15 protein-coding genes are annotated in these 19645 nt (G+C 41.6%); 7 read left to right on the forward strand and 8 right to left on the reverse strand.

Annotated elements, in window-relative coordinates; all coding sequences use genetic code 11:
• Positions 1–10 precede the first annotated feature (10 nt).
• Positions 11–2629 carry an ATP-dependent helicase HrpB gene (hrpB, locus tag TW85_RS07780; RefSeq protein ID WP_046016554.1) on the forward strand — a complete coding sequence of 873 codons (2619 nt, stop codon included), beginning with the start codon at positions 11–13 and terminating at the stop codon, positions 2627–2629.
• Between the two features lie 46 nt (positions 2630–2675).
• Here the strand turns inward: hrpB and TW85_RS07785 are convergent, their stop codons facing one another.
• The 3 genes from TW85_RS07785 to TW85_RS07795 all read right to left on the reverse strand — a co-directional run bounded on the left by TW85_RS07785 (position 2676) and on the right by TW85_RS07795 (position 6460).
• The gene (locus TW85_RS07785) at positions 2676–3884 is read right to left on the reverse strand and encodes an oxidoreductase family protein (RefSeq protein ID WP_052702001.1); all 1209 of its coding nucleotides are present in this window, start codon (positions 3882–3884) and stop codon (positions 2676–2678) included.
• A gap of 149 nt (positions 3885–4033) precedes the next feature.
• Complete coding sequence (locus TW85_RS07790; protein WP_046016555.1) at positions 4034–5158, reverse strand: outer membrane protein transport protein; 1125 nt, start codon at positions 5156–5158, stop codon at positions 4034–4036.
• Positions 5159–5389: 231 nt separating this feature from the next.
• Positions 5390–6460 carry an AraC family transcriptional regulator gene (locus TW85_RS07795; RefSeq protein WP_046016556.1) on the reverse strand — a complete coding sequence of 357 codons (1071 nt, stop codon included), beginning with the start codon at positions 6458–6460 and terminating at the stop codon, positions 5390–5392.
• A gap of 240 nt (positions 6461–6700) precedes the next feature.
• On the opposite strand from TW85_RS07795, the gene TW85_RS07800 reads away from it, so the two are divergent.
• The 5 genes from TW85_RS07800 (at position 6701) to TW85_RS07825 (ending at position 13324) form a co-directional block, all read left to right on the forward strand.
• Positions 6701–7060: a c-type cytochrome gene (locus tag TW85_RS07800; RefSeq protein WP_063338900.1), complete on the forward strand. Its 360-nt coding sequence runs from the start codon at positions 6701–6703 to the stop codon at positions 7058–7060.
• A 75-nt stretch (positions 7061–7135) separates the two neighbouring features.
• Complete coding sequence (locus tag TW85_RS07805; RefSeq protein WP_046016557.1) at positions 7136–8545, forward strand: D-arabinono-1,4-lactone oxidase; 1410 nt, start codon at positions 7136–7138, stop codon at positions 8543–8545.
• 9 nt (positions 8546–8554) lie between these two features.
• Complete coding sequence (locus tag TW85_RS07810) at positions 8555–9850, forward strand: DSD1 family PLP-dependent enzyme (RefSeq protein WP_046016558.1); 1296 nt, start codon at positions 8555–8557, stop codon at positions 9848–9850.
• A 323-nt stretch (positions 9851–10173) separates the two neighbouring features.
• Positions 10174–11838, forward strand: coding sequence for a formate--tetrahydrofolate ligase (locus TW85_RS07815; protein WP_046016559.1), 1665 nt, complete (start codon positions 10174–10176; stop codon positions 11836–11838).
• A 289-nt stretch (positions 11839–12127) separates the two neighbouring features.
• Positions 12128–13324, forward strand: coding sequence for an amino acid aminotransferase (locus tag TW85_RS07825; RefSeq protein ID WP_046016561.1), 1197 nt, complete (start codon positions 12128–12130; stop codon positions 13322–13324).
• Between the two features lie 78 nt (positions 13325–13402).
• On the opposite strand, the gene TW85_RS07830 is transcribed toward TW85_RS07825, so the two are convergent.
• Positions 13403–14014: a UPF0149 family protein gene (locus TW85_RS07830; protein ID WP_046016562.1), complete on the reverse strand. Its 612-nt coding sequence runs from the start codon at positions 14012–14014 to the stop codon at positions 13403–13405.
• Positions 14015–14446: 432 nt separating this feature from the next.
• Here TW85_RS07830 and rrtA point away from each other — a divergent pair, with 432 nt between their 5' ends.
• The gene (gene rrtA, locus TW85_RS07835; protein ID WP_046016563.1) at positions 14447–15094 is read left to right on the forward strand and encodes a rhombosortase; all 648 of its coding nucleotides are present in this window, start codon (positions 14447–14449) and stop codon (positions 15092–15094) included.
• A gap of 4 nt (positions 15095–15098) precedes the next feature.
• Here the strand turns inward: rrtA and TW85_RS07840 are convergent, their stop codons facing one another.
• From TW85_RS07840 to TW85_RS07855, 4 genes are all read right to left on the reverse strand, one after another.
• A complete protein-coding gene (locus TW85_RS07840) occupies positions 15099–16034 on the reverse strand; it encodes an HD-GYP domain-containing protein (protein WP_046016564.1) in 936 nt (311 codons plus the stop codon).
• Between the two features lie 412 nt (positions 16035–16446).
• Positions 16447–18345, reverse strand: coding sequence for a DNA topoisomerase IV subunit B (gene parE, locus TW85_RS07845; protein ID WP_046016565.1), 1899 nt, complete (start codon positions 18343–18345; stop codon positions 16447–16449).
• Between the two features lie 210 nt (positions 18346–18555).
• A complete protein-coding gene (locus tag TW85_RS07850; RefSeq protein WP_046016566.1) occupies positions 18556–19128 on the reverse strand; it encodes a YqiA/YcfP family alpha/beta fold hydrolase in 573 nt (190 codons plus the stop codon).
• A 57-nt stretch (positions 19129–19185) separates the two neighbouring features.
• The gene (locus tag TW85_RS07855; RefSeq protein ID WP_046016567.1) at positions 19186–19644 is read right to left on the reverse strand and encodes a DUF1249 domain-containing protein; all 459 of its coding nucleotides are present in this window, start codon (positions 19642–19644) and stop codon (positions 19186–19188) included.
• Between the last annotated feature and the right edge of the window lies 1 nt (position 19645).

The following is a 19645-nucleotide window of genomic DNA, read 5'->3' on the forward strand; positions in this document are numbered from 1 at the left end:
ATTTATCTCCATGCCCTTTGATTTTACTGCACTAGATCTGCCAATCACTCAAATTATTGAGCCTCTTCGTCAACAGCTTAACCAGCATGATGAAGCTATTTTAGAAGCAGAGCCTGGAGCCGGTAAAACCACGCTAGTGCCTTTAGCTTTGTTAGATCAACCTTGGCTAAAACAGCAGAAAATACTCGTACTTGAACCAAGAAGACTAGCCGCTAAACATGCCGCAGCTAGGATGGCAGAGCTACTCAAAGAACCCCTAGGTAAAACTGTGGGCTACCGCATTCGCCACGAACAAAAAGTCAGCCAAGATACTCGTATTGAAGTCATTACCGAAGGAATCTTAGTTCGATTATTACAAGATGACCCTAGCCTTGAAGGCATAGGTTTAATCATTTTTGATGAGTTTCATGAACGTAATCTAGATTCAGACTTGGCTTTAGCCCTGTGTCTTGAAAGCCGTGATTTTCTCCGTGAAGAAGAACCGCTTAAGTTGCTCATCATGTCGGCGACCTTAGAGCAAGCTTCTTTAGAAAAAGCCTTAGGTTGTCGTCGTTTATTTTGTCCGGGCCGTAGCTTTCCTGTCAGTGTCAATTATCAAAACTTAAACCTAAAACAAGATGAGATACTGCCTCACCTTAGTCGTACTGTGTGTCATGCACTAAGCCATGATGAAGGTGATATTCTTGTTTTCTTACCCGGTCAAAGTGAAATCAACCGACTAGAATCGAGCCTGCAAGATCAGCTGGCGGATCATTGCGAGGTGCTTCCTCTCTACGGCAAATTAGACTTTAAAGCTCAGCAAGCGGTATTGGCACTTAACAAGCACTCAGATAATGCCTCAAAGAAAGCAAATAAGAGACGAGTTATACTTGCCACTGCGATCGCACAGACCAGCTTAACCATTCCCAGCGTTAAGGTCGTGATTGATTCTGGCTTAAGCCGAGAAGCAAGGTTTGATGCAAATACAGGCCTGACTCGCCTTCATACCAGAAAGGCAAGCCAAGCTGAAAGTATTCAACGAACTGGCCGTGCCGGTCGTACCTCAGAAGGTGTCTGTTATCGGTGGTGGAGCGAAGACGCGCAAAGCCGCCTCATGGAACAAGCTCCACCTCAAATCATCACAGCAGACCTTAGCAACCTTGCTTTAGAGCTAGCCAAATGGGGAGCTAGCCACCACCAAGATTTGACCTGGTTAACCCCAGTTCCAGAAGGTCATTGGCAACAAGCTGTTGGGCTTCTACAACACCTAGGCGCTTTAGAGAAACAAGACAATTTAAAGCTAACCGCGTTAGGTGAAGCCATGTCTCAATTCTCTGCCTCAGCCCGTATTGGTCGATTAATCCTTGCAGGAATCGCGATTAAAGAAAGCAAATTAAGCACACTTTTAGGTGCGCTTATTATGGAAGGCAATAGCGGCCAAACTCAGCAAATGGATTTGAGTGAACAAGCACTAGGTTTTCACACTAAGGCAAACCAAAAGGTCACTAAAACCCAGCAACAGTTGTTACAACAAATGAATAAACTAGCACAGGGATTAGTGAAGAAAATTGAGCTAACCTCAAGCCATCTTACGGCATCTGATCTAGCGGCATTCACACAAGAGGACAAAATAAGCTACCTACTTGCTTGCGCTTATCCAGATCGTATTGCCAAACAGCAAACGCTAGATAACAGCAACCAGTGGCAAGATTATAAGTTAGCCAATGGCCGTTTAGCACAGCTACATAAAAGCCACGCCGTTGCAAAAGCAGGTTTTATCATTGCCTTAGAAACCGGCGGTAACAGTAAGTTTAATAAGGATCAGATTTTCCTAGCAAGCCCTTTAAATCCTCACCTCTTTGAAGATGCGCTTCATGAACTCACCAGAGTCGTTCAAAAGGTGAGTTGGCCTAAAAATAGTGAGCGGTTACTTTCTAGTCAAGATACCATGATTGGTGGATTGTGTATTGCCTCAAAAAAGCTTTCTCAGATTTCTGAAGAGGCTCAAACACATGCAGTTTGCCAACATATAAGAAGCTTAGGATTACACCTTTTAAACTGGGATAAAGCCGCCCTACGAGTAAGACATAGACTTGCCTTTATTCACCAAATGACTGAATCAGATCAGCCCAACTTACCTGCTCAGATGACACAGTTCCAATGGCCCAAAGTGGATGATGCTAGTCTACTGGACAGCCTAGAGACATGGTTGGCTCCCTACCTAGCGAATGTCAGCACTCATGCTAAATTAAGCCAGCTATCTCTTGCTGATATTTTGCTAAACCAATTGGAATGGAGCCAGCAACAAGCCTTGGCAAAGCTTGCGCCAGAGAGTTTGAAAGTCGCATCTGGAAACCAGATTCGATTAGATTATCAAGCCTTTCCCCCTAGCTTAAAAGTCAAATTACAAGAGATGTTTGGCACATTGAAAACACCTGAAATTGCAGGCACCAAGGTAAAAATTGAGCTTTTATCACCGGCTCAAAAACCTCTGGCCATCACTCAGGACCTAGAGCACTTTTGGCAAAACGCCTACCATGAAGTGAAAAAAGAGATGCGAGGTCGGTATCCAAAGCACCCTTGGCCTGACAATCCTTTAGAAGCCATTGCCTCAGCCAAAACCAAAAAAGCGTTAAGCCGAGATTCCTAGCAAACTTATTCAAAAAAGAGCAAGCTCATTAAAGAAAGAGCAAGCTTTAAAGCTTGCTCAAAGCACTGGCGGTTAATGCACGACTATAGCTCGTGTTTTTCTTATGAGTAGGAGACCAGCCTTCTAAAAAGCGCTGAAAGTCAGCCCAAGCCAACTCAAAAGCAAAACGCCACTCTTGCTCTAAAGCTTTGATGTCTAACTCAGAATTTAACTCGACTAAACGCATTTTTAGCTTAACGAAATAAGCATCCAGTAACTGACCCCAATGGGTTTGGCACTCTGATTCAGGCAAACAACTACCAAGCAGATAAATGAAATCTTTCATGCCACAGCCAATACCCGTGTATTGAAAGTCTAAAGCGGCGACTTTCATTCCATCGGTCTGACTCTTTTTTGAAAAACAAAAATTAGCGACCTTGGCATCCCCGTGGATCAGGGTTTTAAACCTTAAGTTATTGAGCTTTTTATCTAAGGCGGCGGCTTTTTGTTTTAGCTTTGATTCTGGCATTTTCTGCCATTCATCTGGTCTTGTGGCCAAATGCCAATAGCTACCTATTGGCCATAATCCAAAAGGCTTAGGCAAACCTTGTGAACAAGTAGCAAAGTTATCCACTTTATTTTCAAAACCTTGCGGTAAGTGACTCGGCATACGCCTATCATCTGGTTTAGCAAAGTCCTGAAGGAAAAAGGCGTGAAAGCTTGCCAGCCAGTCAATACAAGGCAAGATTTGAGTCTCAGTTAAGCTGTCATACCTTAATGGGAAGCCTGAAGCATCTAAGTCTTCAAGGAGAAGAACTTGCTGGCAACTTTTTTGATCATAATAAGCCTGATGGCAATAAGGGATATTTAAGTTACTAGGCCAATTTTCCAGCTTTCTTGTTTGGTTAAAAAGCCGATAGGCATTCATTTCGACCTGATAAGAAGATAGTTTTCTTTGATGAGCAATATCACTTTGCCAGCCTCTTGGGTGAACAACCCTCTCTGGCGGATTAACCCATTTCACGACCACTGAGGTGGGTAGCTTTGCATTAGGTGAAAATGAAGATGAAGCTTGAGATAAAGATGGGGTGAGCTCGAACTTAACGATTTCACCATAACCAGACCACAAACTTTGAACCCTTTGTCCAAGGCTTACTTTTTCTAATTGAAAGCCTTGTTTTAACCAATGGCGAATAACCTCTTGGTCTAGGTTGTCAGACAGTAAGTTTTGACGGCTTGAATTAAAAACCTGTTTGTCTCTTGCTAAAGGCTGCAAAGCCACTCCCCAATCAAACCAAAAAACAGCATTCTATCAGTTTAATGGCTGAGACTCAGAATTTTGGAGATGTCGCTCTCTTTAAAAAGGGGATTAATAAAGAGAGCCTTAGTTAAAAGGAACAAAAATAAAACGCTGGAGCCAAGTAATTAAAAATAATATTCCGCCATAAAAGTAATACCTTGGATGACATTATCTTCAAACTTTGTCCCCATATCATCTTCCACATCTTTAGCGACAGCATATTCATAAGCGGCAATTAAATTAATATCATCTACAAGATATGAACCCGCTAAAAAGATACCTCGGTAACCGTCATTTGGGGCTAACGGGTTTACTTTTTCTTCTAATGGCTCTTCATGAATATATTGAATATAAACACCAGCCTCATCATTAAACTGTTTGGCTAACCCTAACTTATAAGTCATAGCATCCTTTTCATAGGTTGCCAGCTCTCCCGCGACAGATGAGCTAATCACTTGATCACTCCACTCACGCCACTGGGCACTAAAGGTTAGCAATGTTCCTTCTGCTATACCGGTTTGAAAATCAAAGATGATGGCTTGGGGTAAGCTAAAATCACTGCCACTTTTAGCTGTATCAGTTGCACCGCCAGTATTCGATAAAATGATGTCGCTTGTCTCTGTTACATCAAAACTATGGTCGACCTTGCTTTGAAAGACGAGGCTGGCTCGCAATGCGATGTCAGGGATCTCAAAAGAAGCACCCGCAATATAACCAAGTGCTGTATCCGAGCCAAAATCCGCTTCAATACTGGGGACACTTCCCGGTGCTTGGTTAGCGGATACTGAGGCAATATTACTATTTATCGTCATATTGCCTGATGTTTTATTAATGGTAGGCCCAGCTATTAGAGAATAACTTTCGTTAAATTGATATTTGAAGGTTAACGCTAAACTCTGAGTTTCGATTAAGGCTTTGGTACCCGCGTAAAAGCCTTCTTGATGGGAAACATTTAGATTATAGGGATCATACAATTGTGCGCCGACATCGATCTTATCTGTGAGTTGCTTATGCAAGCCTAAGGTATATACCTTAGTATCATCAAAAGATTCTCCGGTTTTCCCTCCGCCTAAGCTTGTCGAGTAATCTCCGTTAAAATTATAACGATAACTTGAATAAGCAAGATTGACCTTTTCTTTATCACTGTAAACCAAGCTTAAATCATAAGGCGTGAATTCATAAACGGCAGCACTTACTGAGAAAGGAGCCAAGAGCGCTAAGCACACAAGCGGCATGTTGAATTTATTCATGGATAGTCCCTAATTTTTTATTATTGTTTTGCATGCTCCTAAGCGTTATTAGAGAAATCACCGCTTTTCGAGGAACTTTCCTAGAGTTAGAGCGCTAAAACAAGCATCTTAGAAAGTCACTTTAAGCATCGAAATTCAGGCTAAATGTGGTTAAAAGCATTGATTTTCAGACTATCATGATTTTTTTGGAGGCAAGAATAACCAGCTCGGCCATATCCTGACAAAATCGGACTAATTCATTTTGGGCTTAGAATCAGAGTAAGCTTTACTGCGATAACTGGAGGGAGCTTTGCCTGTCCACTTCTTAAACGAACGATAAAAACTGGTGCTATCACTAAAGCCGACAAGTTGTGCAATATCCTCCATCGCAAGGTTTGAGTCCTTTAAATAGCGTAAGGCGAGCTCTTGGCGAACCGCATTAAAAATTTCTTTATAGGAGGTATTTAGTTCCGTAAGTCGTCGTCTCAAACTACGTTCACTCATAGCAAGTTGTTCGGCCACTTCTTGAATAGAGGGATATTTTTCGGGGGTTCTTAATAGCGCTAAATGCACCTTACCAACAAGGCTACGATTAGAGTCTTGCTGCAGTAACATGTCATCACACAGTTTAATCGCTAGACTTTCAGTCACAGGGTTATAAGACTGATTCGTGCGCTCTAAATCTTCTTGTTGAATCACGACCTGACTTACAGGTGCATCAAAAACTAAAGGACAACGAAAAAAGGTTTGGTATAAGCTCAAATTATCAGGCTCTGGATAGGCGAAATGCACAGCAAGTGGCGTATAAGTATCGTCTAGAAAATCACGGGTTAACTTCACATGACCTGATAAATCCTCATCTACCAAAAACCTAAATAAGTGATCAGAAACTTGATGGGTAGGACGAGAGAATCGACGGCATTCATTTTCACCAAAACTCATCTCAACATGAGTAAGGTTAGTTGTGGTTTGAAAGTAACTTTCTGAAATGCGAAGTGCATCCCAACCATTTTTACAACTAGCAATCGCATAACCCAACATGCCTAAATCACTCAAACTCTCTTGGCTACCTACTGCCAAGCCAAGTGCAGAATCACCACTGAGTGTTAGCGCATTATCAATAATCACCATACTTTGGTCGAAAGAGATCAAGGTACCTTCTTGGGTCAACTCCCCTTCTTTAATACCAGCATCTTGAGTCAAAGCGGCCGTATTTAAGCCTCTTTGATAAAAAAGGCTCGTTAGCAGGTGAAACAAATAAGTTGGGATAGCGCAATCTTGTCGAGCAAAGGGCGCCAAAGGTGAACGCAATGTGTGATTCATAAGATTTTTTCATTATTTTTATTTTTTATGATTGGCCGAGATTGTCAGGGTCTGGCCTCATATGTGGTTTTTCTTGCTGTAAAAACTACCTACCATTTAAATCCGATATTCAGTAATTGACAACAAAAATAGAAAATAATTACTCAGACGCATATTACTAACCTAGCTAGACACTCTTTTGCTCAGGCAATAAGCGAGTTTTATTTTCCTTAATATCCGTATTTGAAAGGTAAAAAAACCATGCTTAAACCCTACTTTTTACTGCTAGCGAGCGGCTTTATCTCCCTTTTCCTTACAGGCTGTGAACAGGTACAAGATGATGCAATAAGACTTGAACAAGCAAGGTCACTTACACCTTCTAACCAAGATTTAAATGGCATTTACCAACGTAGTTGCGTCGCTTGTCATGCTAACCCTGACACACAAGCCCCTCTTACAGGAGATCTCGTTGCTTGGCAGCCAAGAATAGACAAAGGCATGGAAACCTTACTAACTCATGTGGTGAATGGTTTTGGTGGCATGCCGCCATTTGGCATGTGCATGGATTGCAGTGAAGAAGAATTTGAGCAACTCATTCAATTTATGGCGCAAAGCAAATAGTCACTAAACCACTGTCAGGCAAGTTTTTACTTACTTTTCAATTGCTTTCTAAGAACAGGAATAAGGACACAGAATATGATTAGTCGACGTAACTTATTAGGCTCATTAATTGGTACCGCAGTCGGGGCAAGCTTAAGCCCAACCATCAGCTTGGCACAAGAAACAGGCACTATGTCGTCTGAAAAGACCTTGGAGAAAGTCGCTCGAAAAAGCCTTCCTTGGCGAAACTGGTCAGGCTCTCAAGAGTGCTTCCCTCAGTCACGTATTGCGCCAAAAAGTCTTACAGAGCTGCAGCAAGTTATTACTCAGGCAAAAGGCCATATTCGTCCGGTTGGTGCAGGCCATTCCTTTAGCCCCCTTGTGCCTACTCAAGACACAATATTGTCGCTTAGTCGTATGACAGGGGTTATCTCCCATAATGAAACCACGAATCAAGCCGTCATTATGGCGGGTACTCGTTTGGGAGACATAGGTAAGCCTTTAGCTGAACGAGGCCAAGCTATGATAAATATGCCTGATATTGACGAGCAAACATTGGCAGGCGCCCTTGGTACTGCCACTCACGGCACAGGGGCTAGCCTAGGTTGCTTATCGGACTTTGTTGAAGGCTTAGAATTAGTTACGGCCAATGGAGAGGTTTTGTCCTGTGATAGACAGACAAACTCAGATATTTTCCAAGCAGCCAGAGTTAACCTTGGCGCATTAGGAATTGTCACTCAAATTCGTCTACAAAATATGCCCAAGTATCGCCTTAGACGCGAAACAAGCTGTGTCGCTATTGATGATATTCTCGATAATGCCGAAGAGATTGCTAAGGCAAATCGTAATTTCGAATTCTACTATATCCCATTTTCTGGCTATGGCTTGATGGATACCCACAACATCACAGATGAAGCCCCCTCTGTCACAGATAAGATAGACCAAAATGATGGTACTGAAACCCTCAAACAATTAAGGGATTGGCTAGCTTGGTCCCCTAGAATTAGGGAATATATTTTAAGTCATGAAATGCAAAAAATTGAAAAAGAGGTGACCATAGCCAACTCTTGGCAAAACTATGCGCAAGAGCGCAATGTTAGATTTAATGAGATGGAATATCACTTACCTAGGGAATATGCCGTTCAAGCTTTTAGAGAAATTAGAGACACTGTCGAGAAGCATTTTGATGAGGTTTTCTTCCCGTTCGAATTCCGCTTCGTTAAAAGCGATGATATTTGGTTAAGCCCTTTTAACGGTCGCGAAACCTGCTCTATTGCTGTCCATAGATTCTATAACGAAGACTATCAAGCCATGTTCAAAGCGGTTGAGCCTATTTTCAAGAAATATCATGGCCGCCCACACTGGGGCAAACTCAATAGTATGCAAAGCCAGGAGTTTGCTGCGCATTATTCTAATTGGCAAAATTTTAAAGACATCAGGCAGTCATTGGACCCAGAAGGTAAGTTTTTAAACCCTTACTTAAAAAGCCTGTTTGATATTGCATAGGAGCGCAACATGTCTGATCAAGTCACACCTTCACGTCGTCGCTTTATCCTTGGAGGGATTGGCCTAGCTGCCTTTGCAGGTCTTGGTATTGCCAAACCCAATGATATTGGTGAGAACCATAATCACTATTTTAATCAGCTAAGCTTAGCCCTAGATAATAAAGCCCTTTCCAAGCCTAACTTGGTAATAGATAAAAACCTATTAATAGACAATATTAAGGTACTTAAAACACATTTAGCTGGACGTTTTGATTACCGTATTGTCGCAAAATCTTTACCTTCGATTCCGCTACTGCGTTTAATTATGGAGCAGTCACAAACCAACAAACTTATGCTATTCCACCAGCCTTTTTTGAATCAGGTTGCTCAAGCTTTACCTGATTCGGATGTGCTGCTAGGAAAGCCTATGCCAGTTACTGCAGCGGCCAATTTTTATCGCCTTTATGCAGCTAATCAAACGCCAGAATTTGATCATGAAACCCAACTACAATGGTTGATCGATTCCCCAGAACGACTCAACCAATATCAAGCCTTGGCCCATAGTCTTAAGGTTAAAATGAGGATCAATATCGAGCTCGATGTGGGGTTTCATCGTGGCGGTGTTGCCGATGACCTTATCTTCGAAAAAATGCTTAAACAAATCGACTCTGACCCCGCATTAAGTTTTGCTGGACTCATGGGCTATGAGCCCCATGTAGCAAAAGTACCGGGGCGGAAAATAGCTTTGAGAGACGCGGCTATGCAAAGCTATCGAGATAAGCTGGCAATCGCACTTAGAGTTTCCGGAAAAAGTGCTGATGAACTCACTCTAAATTCAGCAGGTAGCCCTACTTATCAGTATTATGACGAAGGTGATTATCCTCACAATGAAGTCGCGGCGGGCTCTTGTTTGGTTAAACCAAGTGATTTTGATTTAGATACCCTGTCTGACCATGTCGCAGCCGCTTTTATCGCCACGCCAGTACTAAAAGTAATGCAAGAGACTCAAATTCCTGGGGTTGATGGCTTAGGTCGACTGATGTCATTTTGGAACCCTAACCGTAGTAAAACTTTTTATACCTATGGCGGTAACTGGAAAGCTAACCCTATCTCACCTAAGGGCCTCAGTATTAACCCTGTGTGGGGACACTCGACCAATCAAGAAATGTTAAATGGCTCTGATAATATTCAACTAAAAGTAGATGATTGGATATTTTTAAGGCCGACGCAAAGTGAGTTTGTCTTTTTACAGTTCGGTAATATTTCTCTTTATGAGGCTGGTAAGATCACCGCCAGTTGGCCTGTTTTATCAGAGCAAGTTGGTTAACTCCTCTCGTAACTTATTCACAATAAGGCAGAAAAAGTAAGTTCTGCCTTATTGCACTTCCAACCTTTATGTTTTTGACAAGCTCAGTCTTGAGTTGTAGCTTAATAAGGTGCGTAAGCAAACTTTCATATTTGGGTATTACCTAACGGCTTGTCGCACTATGCGTTTCTCACAAGCACAATGTTCCTCAAGGCCTTTTAGGTCAAATTTTCAAGATTAATAACAGGTTAAATTATAGATATGAGAGGAAGTCATTATTTGCCTTCTTCGATGAAAAAATCCCAAACTTTGAAAGCGTGTTAATTATCACCAAGGAGCCAATCATGGCAACAGACGTTGAAATCGCACAGCAATTTAGCCCCAAGCCGATTACGCAAATCAGCGACAGTTTAGGTATTGATCCCGCCCACCTTTTACCCTACGGCAAAGATATTGCCAAAGTAGATCTGGCCGCACTAAAAACTTCAAGTAACAAACAAGGCAGACTGATTCTAGTCTCAGCGACAACGCCAACACCTTCTGGTGAAGGTAAAACCACCACAACCATAGGCTTAGGACAAGCTTTTACGCAATTAGGCGAATCGGTGTGCTTAGCCTTAAGAGAGCCTTCTTTAGGGCCATGTCTTGGCATGAAGGGTGGTGCGACAGGCGGTGGTTATAGTCAAATTATGCCAGGGGATAGAATTAACCTGCATTTCACTGGGGACTTTCACGCTATCACCAGTGCCAACAACTTATTATCGGCAGCCATTGATAACCATATCTATCAAGGCAACCAACTAAAGATAGACCCTAGACAAATTGTCTGGCGTCGAGTCATGGATATGAACGACCGAAGCCTTAGAAATATTGTTCTCGGCTTAGGTGGAAAGATGCAAGGTATACCTCGTGAAGGAGGATTTGATATTACCGCAGCATCCGAAGTTATGGCCATGCTCTGCTTAGCCACGGATGCCGGTGACTTAAAAAAACGCCTTGATCGCACCTTAATTGGTTACACTTTTGACGGCCTGCCAGTACAAGCAAAACAGCTTGAAATAACAGGCGCTATGATGGCCTTACTTAAAGATGCTCTCCAGCCTAACCTAGTGCAGAGTTTTGAAGGTACTCCTGCCTTTGTTCATGGGGGCCCTTTTGCCAACATTGCCCATGGTTGTAATAGTATTATTGCCACTCGCATGGCCATGCATCACGCGGATTGGGCCATTACTGAAGCAGGCTTTGGGTTTGACCTTGGCGCAGAAAAATTCTTTGATATCAAATGCCGTATTGCCGAACTTGACCCTGATGCTGTGGTACTTGTAACGACTGTCAGAGCGCTCAAAATGCATGGAGGTAAAGCCAAGGACGACTTGGTAAAACAAGATCTAGAAGCCGTTAAAAAAGGCTTAGAGAACCTTGATAAACACATTGAAAGTGTTGAGCTATTTAATAAACACCCTGTGGTTGCACTAAATCGTTTTGCAACAGACACAGACGAAGAAATAGCTTTGATACGGGCTAGATGTGCTCAACATAATGTGTCTTTTGCAGAAACAAACCATCATGCTGATGGAGGTAAAGGAGCCATTGAATTAGCTAAGGTGGTGATGGAATCTGTCAGCAAGAATCGCCCTTTTCAACCCTTGTATCAATTAGACCTACCTGTCATTGAAAAGGTGAAAGCTGTTTGTAAAGCCATGTATGGGGCATTTGATGTGGCTTTCTCTAAAGAAGCAGAGAAAGACTTAAAGCATGTTGAGCAACTCGAACTCACACATTTACCTGTTTGCATTGCCAAAGCACCTAGCTCTTTATCTGATGATCCGACACTTCATGGCAGGCCCAGAGATTTTGAAGTGACAGTAAGAGCAATACAGATCAATGCAGGAGCCGGCTTTTTAGTGGTGCTGACAGGCAATATTATGCGTATGCCAGGCTTACCTAAGAAACCTGCTGCAAACAATATTGAGCTTTTAGAGAATGGCATTATTAAAGGTCTAGAGTAATCCATAGAAGAAGGAGCGAGGTCTGCTTGCTCCTTCCTTTAAAACTAAGCCACTTTCTAGCAATTTCTTTAAGAGTCTATTCCTCGACTTAAAGCCTATTTCCCTATTTATATTCTGTATCGATTTCTTTACAGGCAAAGAAATTATTGTCGATAAAATTCCCCATTTAATGATTGTAATTAAATGCAAATACGGCAGAATAAAAGACGATTTTTTTACTTGCTCTACTAGATTAATACTAATTAGTAGCAAGCTTTACGACCCCTCTGAAAAATAGGACTCAAGCACCATGTTTAAGCATTTAAAAGCGGTTCCAGGCGATCCTTTATTAGCGCTCATCATAGCTCACCGTAACGATCCAAATCCTAAAAAGATTGATTTGGGTGTCGGTGTTTATAAAGATAATTCTGGCCATACGCCGATTTTAAATAGTGTTAAAAAAGCCGAAGCAATTTTATTGGAGCAAGAAGACTCTAAAAGCTATATAGGCATTAATGGCGCTCCTGAGTTTGCACCTGTGGTACAAACATTACTTTTAGGTGAAAACAGCAAGATCATTGCTGACAAGCGTATTTTCTCTGCACAAACACCTGGCGGTACTGGTGCACTAAAAGTCGCAGCTGATTTTATTGGTGCCAACCTAGCTAACCCAAAAATTTGGGTCAGTGATCCGACTTGGGGTAACCACCTACCTATTTTCAAAAGCTCTGGCATTGAGATCGCAGCATACCCTTATTATGACGCAGAAACGAACGGTCTTCGTTTTGATGACATGATGGCAGCGCTTAAAGCAGAAGTAAAAGCAGGTGATGCTATTTTACTTCACGCTTGCTGCCATAACCCAACGGGTATCGATCTGAAAATCGAACACTGGCATGCTTTTACAGATCTCGTGCTTGAGAAAGGTTTGCTTCCGTTAGTTGACGCTGCTTACCAAGGCTTCGGCGATGGTCTTGATGAAGATATGGCTGGCCTAAGATATATGGCTGAGCGTGTGCCTAGCATGCTAATTGCTAACTCATTCTCTAAGAACTTTGGTATTTATCGCGAACGTTGCGGTGGCATGAGCATCATTGCTGAAACTACTGAAGAAGCAAGCAATGCATTTTCTATTGTTGGAATGGCAATTCGTGCAAACTATTCTATGCCACCTGCTCATGGAGCCTCTGTGGTTTACACCATAATGCAAGACAAAGCATTGCATGCTGAATGGGAAGCTGAAGTTGCGACTATGCGTGATCGTATTAACGACTTGCGTCACAAGTTGGTTGAAAGCCTAGAAAAAACATCCTGTACTAAAGACTTTAGCTTTATTAAAGATCAAAGAGGTATGTTCTCTTATTCTGGCCTTACGCTTGAGCAAGTACTTAGATTGCGTAATGAGTTCTCCATCTATATTGCTGATACTGGCCGTATGAATGTAGCAGGTATTACAGATGACAATCTTGAGTACCTAGCTGAGTCTATCGCGACTGTTGTTGGTTAATTGTTTTTACAGCAATTAAAGACACTAAAAAGGGAAGCATGATAGCTTCCCTTTTTTATGCGCTGGGTTTAAGAGATTTTAATGCAAGACAGGTGGATTCTTGGATTCGGCCAAGTTTATCTCTGGATGGTTAAACTGAGCTAAACGCATAATAGAAGGCTCAATCAACTCTTGCCAAAAAATAATCTCTTCTCGGCTCATATTATCCAGTTTACTCCAGCCGGCCTCTGTGCCAAACAAGCGTACCGAAGCCAGCACTTCATCTAAAAAGCTCTTATCGCCTTTTCGTGTTAGGCCGGTTAAACGGGCTCCGCGCATGAAGCCAACACACCATTCATCAATCACAATTTCTTGATCCCCGTCCACTTCAACCTGAAGGTATACAGGGTGTAACTCTCCTTTTACAAGGCAGTCCATGGTATTAACATACATTAGCAATACGAGACTTAAAAACTCTTCTTCTTCCTCAGGAGAAGCCCATACAGGCTGGTCTTCATCCACTCCCCAAATACCTGAAATCCAAGCATCAGGCTCAAGACTATCTTTAGTACATCCAAGGGCAGTAAAGTAGCCATCGAGTTCTGAGACACACATTAGCGAGCGTTCACAACCGTAACTGGAAAGATAATGATCAAGACGATTATAAAGAGCGTCTTCATCAATTGTTTCTTGATTTTGCTCTTCTGTCATAATGATTCCTTAGTAGGCACACAACATAAAAACCTACATTTAAAACAAAGCTATACCTATATTTTAACGTGAAAACTCTCATCTTGCTTTAGCATTTCATTTTCTAACGAAAATTTAGTCTTATTTAACGCCTTTATAACAATATCAGGACAAAGCAAACGAATTAGGTTTATGCCTCTAAAAAGACAAAGAGATGTAAGCATCAATTAAACTAACCACTGATTGAAAATTAATTACATAAATCAGTATATTTGAAAAATATCTTGTTAAATCTATGAGATAGAAAAGCATTTAAAATACTTTTTAGACAATTTTATTAAGATATAGACATTTTTTTTACAAAAAATAGCCATAAAACGACTGTTTTAATGTAATATTGTGTAAGTGTCCATGATATATCTCATGGACCATTGAGTAGCCAGTGGCACCATTATGCAAATACTTCAATTAATTAAGACAGATACACCTAATGTATTGAGCCGACCCTTAAAAGGTTTTTTTCTCAGTATATTCATCTTGATGATTTTCTTTGCCCCTTACAGCGAGTCTTGGACTAATTTATGGCTGACTACCTGTGATTGGCAACAAGATGTTTGGCGTTATGTCACTGCTCACTTCACCCATTGGAACATCAACCATCTGATCATGAATATGTCTGGTTTAATCATTTACTCTTGGTTATTCATGGATGATATGAAATCGCGTAGGTCATTTTACGAGCAAGTATTTAGTCTCATTTTTATACTTGCTGTGATAGATAGCTATTTAATTACTTGTTATAAACTAAATACTTATGCTGGCTTCTCTGGCATTCTTTATGGTCTTTTTGCATTTGGCTCAATTCGTTATTGGCGCTCAAATAGACTGATCTGTAATCTGGTGATTTTAGTTTTAATGCTACAACTACAACCTTGGTTTGAGACTACTCACTTCGTTGCTGACCAAGGCATAATTATCGCTAAGAATGTTCATTTAATCGGTGTGTTAAGCGGTATTCCAGCGGCGCTTCTCTGCTTATATCTTGATAAACGCGCACGACTTAAGCCTGATACCAAGATACCAAGCTTTTCCAAACCCTAGCCAACTAAGTAAGATGCTTAACAATCGTTTGTTGACTCAAGCCTGTAATGGCATGATCAAGCTGACGATTAATTAGCCCTGTATCCAATTTAGGTTCCAAGTCTTTTGCGCTCGCAGCCTGATTAAGCGGTGTTATATGGAATTCATTAGCCTCTTTCTCAAGTGCAAAACTGCCAGTACAACTTGGGCAATGTAAATGATCCCCCGTTTGGCTTTCTCTTTGGACCACTATGGTTGGACCACAAGCAGGACAAGATTGAAGCGGTATGCCTTCATCACTATGACCTATTATATGAGCCAGCTCACCAGCCTCACCTAAAGCTATGATGGCATCAGCAAAACCTGCATCAAACTGTGTTCCTTTATTAGCAGCAATAATGGAAAGTGCTTTTTCTTGAGGCATACCAGCACGATAAGGGCGAGAGCTTGTCATTGCATCAAAAGCATCACATAAACCTACAATCTTGGCCATATCACTAATGTCTTCTGCGCTTAGACCTTGTGGATAACCACGGCCGTCGGGCCTTTCATGATGTAATAAGACTGCATCTTTAACTAAATCAGCTAACGGGTGTCCAGATAACATACGAAAGCCGATATCAGGGTGGGTTTTGATAATCTCGTACTCAGCATCCGTTAATTTATCTGTCTTACGCAAAATAGCATCAGGAATACCCACTTTACCTAAGTCATGTAAAAAGCCACCTAGACTAATGCGCGCAGCATCATCTTTTGATAAGCCAGCTTTGAGAGCAACCAACTCAGAGAATTTAGACACACGCCACAAATGCCCACCCGTATAAGGGTCTCTTGCCTCTACAAACCAAGCCATGGTCATTAAACTAGATAATAAGCTGGTGAAATGAGAGTCGCTTATATTATCAATCGAATTATCTGCAGAACCAGAGACCCATTGATTTACCTTCCTCAGTAAACTCATAAAAACACCTATGATATGTAAGTCTTAGCGGCACTTTATGCCATTGAAATGAATATATAGATTAGGACAAAAGGAATGTCACTAGGTTCAGTCAATACTTCACAAATGGACAGTATTAAGGAACCTGCGAATAAGCCCTCCCGCCTCAGCATGTAGATAAAAGCACCTAGGTTTATGGCGAGGGCCACAACTTAATAGTTGCTCTATTGATAAGGCTCTCAACTTAAATATAGGGCTTTTAGACCACGCCCTTCGGGTCTTTCAGAAAAAATGACACTCTGTGTTGTCCCTTCTTGAAAGGTACCTACATTACATCAAAGTGACGCCTTGTTTGTCACTTTTTCTGATAAGACTGAGAAGAGGTAGCTTAATCGTAGGTTCCTTAACTAAACCTAAGAATGAAATTAACACGCTAGTCAATGGTGGCAAGATTACCATAGGTTTCTAGCCAAATTTTACGGTCCCCTGAACGTTTTTTAGATAAAAGACGATCTAAAGCCTCACCCGTTGTTTCCACATCTTCCATGGTCAACTGAATCAAACGTCTAGTATCTGGCGCCATGGTAGTTTCTCTTAATTGAGATGGGTTCATCTCACCAAGTCCTTTGAATCGCTGAACGTTTGGCGTAGAACGCTTATGCTCTGCTGCAAGCTTATGCAAGATGATGTCTTTCTCTTCATCATCTAGGGCGTAATGCACTTCTTTTGCCACATCAATACGATACAGAGGAGGCATAGCAACAAATATATGGCCAGCTTTAACCAATGCAGGGAAATGACGCACAAACAAGGCACACAATAAGGTCGCAATATGGAGTCCATCCGAGTCAGCATCCGCGAGAATACAGACTTTGCCATATCTAAGCTGAGACAAGTTATCATCAGCCGGGTCAACCCCTAGTGCAACAGAAATGTCATGAATTTCTTGTGAAGCAAGTACCTCAGACGAATCCACTTCCCATGAGTTCAAGATCTTACCTCTTAAGGGCATGATCGCTTGGAACTCTTTATCTCTGGCTTGCTTAGCTGATCCACCAGCCGAATCACCCTCCACCAAGAAAAGCTCACTTCGTGCGGTATCTTGTCCAGCACAATCTGCCAGTTTTCCGGGTAAAGCAGGGCCTTGCGTAATCTTTTTACGCACGACTTTCTTACTAGCTCGCATCCGTTTTTGCGCACTAGAAATAACGATATCAGCAATTTTTTGCCCATCATCAACATGCTTGTTTAACCATAAACTGAAGGCATCTTTTACTGTGGCAGAAATAAAAGCCACAATTTGACGAGAAGATAAACGCTCTTTGGTTTGCCCCGAGAATTGCGGTTCTTGCAACTTAGCAGACAGTACATAGCTACATCTTTCCCAAACATCTTCTGCTGTTAGTTTGACCCCTCTTGGTAACAGGTTTCTGAAGTCACAAAACTCCTTTATGGCTTCAAGAAGGCCTGTTCTTAACCCGTTTACATGGGTACCGCCTTGCGTTGTTGGGATCAAGTTAACATAACTTTCTGTGACTAACTCACCGCCTTCTGGCAACCACTGAACGGCCCAATCAACCCCTTGGGTTATTTCGGTGACACCACCAACAAACGGAGTTTCAGGCAGTAATTCAAAGCCAGCATTTGCTTGAGCAAGGTAATCTTTTAAACCATCTTGGAAGAACCACTCTTCCTTTTCGACTTCTGAGCCTGACTCGTTAATAAAGATCATATGCAAGCCAGAGCATAGAACAGCTTTCGCTTTTAAGAGGTGCTTAAGCCTAGAGACAGAGAATTTTGCAGAGTCAAAGTACTTAGGGTCAGCTTTAAAGCTAACTTTTGTACCCGTATTCTTTTTACCACAGGTACCGATTTCGGTCAGATCTTGTGTTTTTAAACCATCAGCAAAGGCAATATGGTATTGGATCCCATTTCGTTTTACCCAAACATCAAGCTGTGTAGACAAGGCATTTACGACAGACACACCAACACCGTGCAAGCCACCAGAGAACTGATAGTTATCACCGGAGAACTTACCACCAGCATGTAGCTTAGTTAAGATAAGCTCTACGCCTGATACACCTTCTTCAGGGTGAATATCGACAGGCATACCACGGCCATTATCTTCAACACTTAATGTACCATCTTTATGTAGAGTCACTTCAACCCTATCAGCATGCTTTGCTAATGCCTCATCGACTGAGTTATCAATAACTTCTTGGGCAAGATGGTTAGGTCGGGCGGTATCCGTATACATACCAGGACGTTTTTGTACTGGCTCTAAGCCACTTAGGACTTCAATAGAATCCGCATTATATTGATTGGCAGACATTCTTTTTCCAACTTCTGTATTAGATTGTATTCTTCATCCGCTTTTTGTGCTGGTAAGACAAGAAGGTAAGTGGATTACTAAACATTATTGGGCATCAGTCTAACACTGCCCTGCATGAGTTTACAGTCGATAAAAAAACTAGAATTGAAATAGAATTAGTCTAAATACTTTTGTCAACATGATGAAGTAGAGGGCTTATCCTTTGCTTCTCTAAACAAGATTAGCAAAACAAAGTACTTGGTCCAGATAACGTTCAAAGCCTACAAAGCCATGATCACCACCCTCTTCCAAGCTAGTATCAACCCCTTGGTAATAATTCAAAGCATGGCGATAATCTAAGGTTTCATCTCCTTTCTGTAACATTAACCAAAACAAATTAGGTTTGGTTAAAGGCACATCAAACTTCTGCAATTGTTTTATATGCTCTTGTGTGAGGACATACTCTTCCTCAGTGTGATAATTCTTTTGCGGGCCTAAGTGGCGTTGAAGTAATAAAGGTGCACCCACAGCAGGGTTTAACACGACACATTTAACACCGTATTTATGCGCGAGATAAGTACCATAAAAGCCACCGAGTGAACTGCCAAATAAACACACTCCTCGATCTAAATTTGCCTCTATCAAAGCCTCTAAAGCGCCAATGGCTTTGGTGGGTTCCCAATCTAACCTAGGCACAATAAGTGAGTCGGACAAACCTATCTCTGCGCAATGCTGCTTTAATAAACTCGCTTTTTTGGCATTCTCAGAACTATTAAAACCATGAAGGTATATCAAACAAGGCATCTAGAATTACTCGAATAAATAGAAGGGAATAGAATAATGGGTAAGCGTTTTAACCTATCAGGCAAATGCCACGAGATCATCTTGGTTAAGTCGATAACCATGTTTTAAACACAGTTCTAGAAGGTCTGCGAGCTGTTGATTCAATCGCATTTTTTCGTCTTTATGCAACATGGCATCATTCGGATAAGGGTAAGCCCCTTGGTACTGCCTATGACCATCGGTAATTTCAGCAATTTTAACATCATGATATAAGCGAACCGTCATATTTACGCCATGGTCAAACAACAAATCTGTTCGCTTTTGCTGGCCAAAGGTCAACTTAAACTGGCTGGTATATTGGCTTTCTTGGGTTAAAACAAGGCTGAGGCGGCTTTCTTGTCCACCCATACTGTGAATCAAAAAATGCCATTCGGCTTCAGCTTCTTTACTGCGCATAATACGCGCAATGCGACGATAATTAAGTTCGCCAAGCATTTGTAAGCTGTTTAAGTCGGGGATATAAGCATCTTTAATCATA

Source organism: Marinomonas sp. S3726, from assembly GCF_000967665.1.
Taxonomy (GTDB): Bacteria; Pseudomonadota; Gammaproteobacteria; order Pseudomonadales; family Marinomonadaceae; genus Marinomonas.

Bases quoted from the DNA above. Each gene is read 5' to 3' on its own strand.
- hrpB (WP_046016554.1), top strand. From the start codon at position 11: ATGCCCTTTGATTTTACTGCACTAGATCTGCCAATCACTCAAATTATT.
- TW85_RS07790 (WP_046016555.1), bottom strand. From the start codon at position 5,158: ATGAATAAATTCAACATGCCGCTTGTGTGCTTAGCGCTCTTGGCTCCT.
- TW85_RS07795 (WP_046016556.1), bottom strand. From the start codon at position 6,460: ATGAATCACACATTGCGTTCACCTTTGGCGCCCTTTGCTCGACAAGAT.
- TW85_RS07800 (WP_063338900.1), top strand. From the start codon at position 6,701: ATGCTTAAACCCTACTTTTTACTGCTAGCGAGCGGCTTTATCTCCCTT.
- TW85_RS07805 (WP_046016557.1), top strand. From the start codon at position 7,136: ATGATTAGTCGACGTAACTTATTAGGCTCATTAATTGGTACCGCAGTC.
- TW85_RS07810 (WP_046016558.1), top strand. From the start codon at position 8,555: ATGTCTGATCAAGTCACACCTTCACGTCGTCGCTTTATCCTTGGAGGG.
- TW85_RS07815 (WP_046016559.1), top strand. From the start codon at position 10,174: ATGGCAACAGACGTTGAAATCGCACAGCAATTTAGCCCCAAGCCGATT.
- TW85_RS07825 (WP_046016561.1), top strand. From the start codon at position 12,128: ATGTTTAAGCATTTAAAAGCGGTTCCAGGCGATCCTTTATTAGCGCTC.
- TW85_RS07830 (WP_046016562.1), bottom strand. From the start codon at position 14,014: ATGACAGAAGAGCAAAATCAAGAAACAATTGATGAAGACGCTCTTTAT.
- rrtA (WP_046016563.1), top strand. From the start codon at position 14,447: ATGCAAATACTTCAATTAATTAAGACAGATACACCTAATGTATTGAGC.
- TW85_RS07840 (WP_046016564.1), bottom strand. From the start codon at position 16,034: ATGAGTTTACTGAGGAAGGTAAATCAATGGGTCTCTGGTTCTGCAGAT.
- parE (WP_046016565.1), bottom strand. From the start codon at position 18,345: ATGTCTGCCAATCAATATAATGCGGATTCTATTGAAGTCCTAAGTGGC.
- TW85_RS07850 (WP_046016566.1), bottom strand. From the start codon at position 19,128: ATGCCTTGTTTGATATACCTTCATGGTTTTAATAGTTCTGAGAATGCC.
- TW85_RS07855 (WP_046016567.1), bottom strand. From the start codon at position 19,644: ATGATTAAAGATGCTTATATCCCCGACTTAAACAGCTTACAAATGCTT.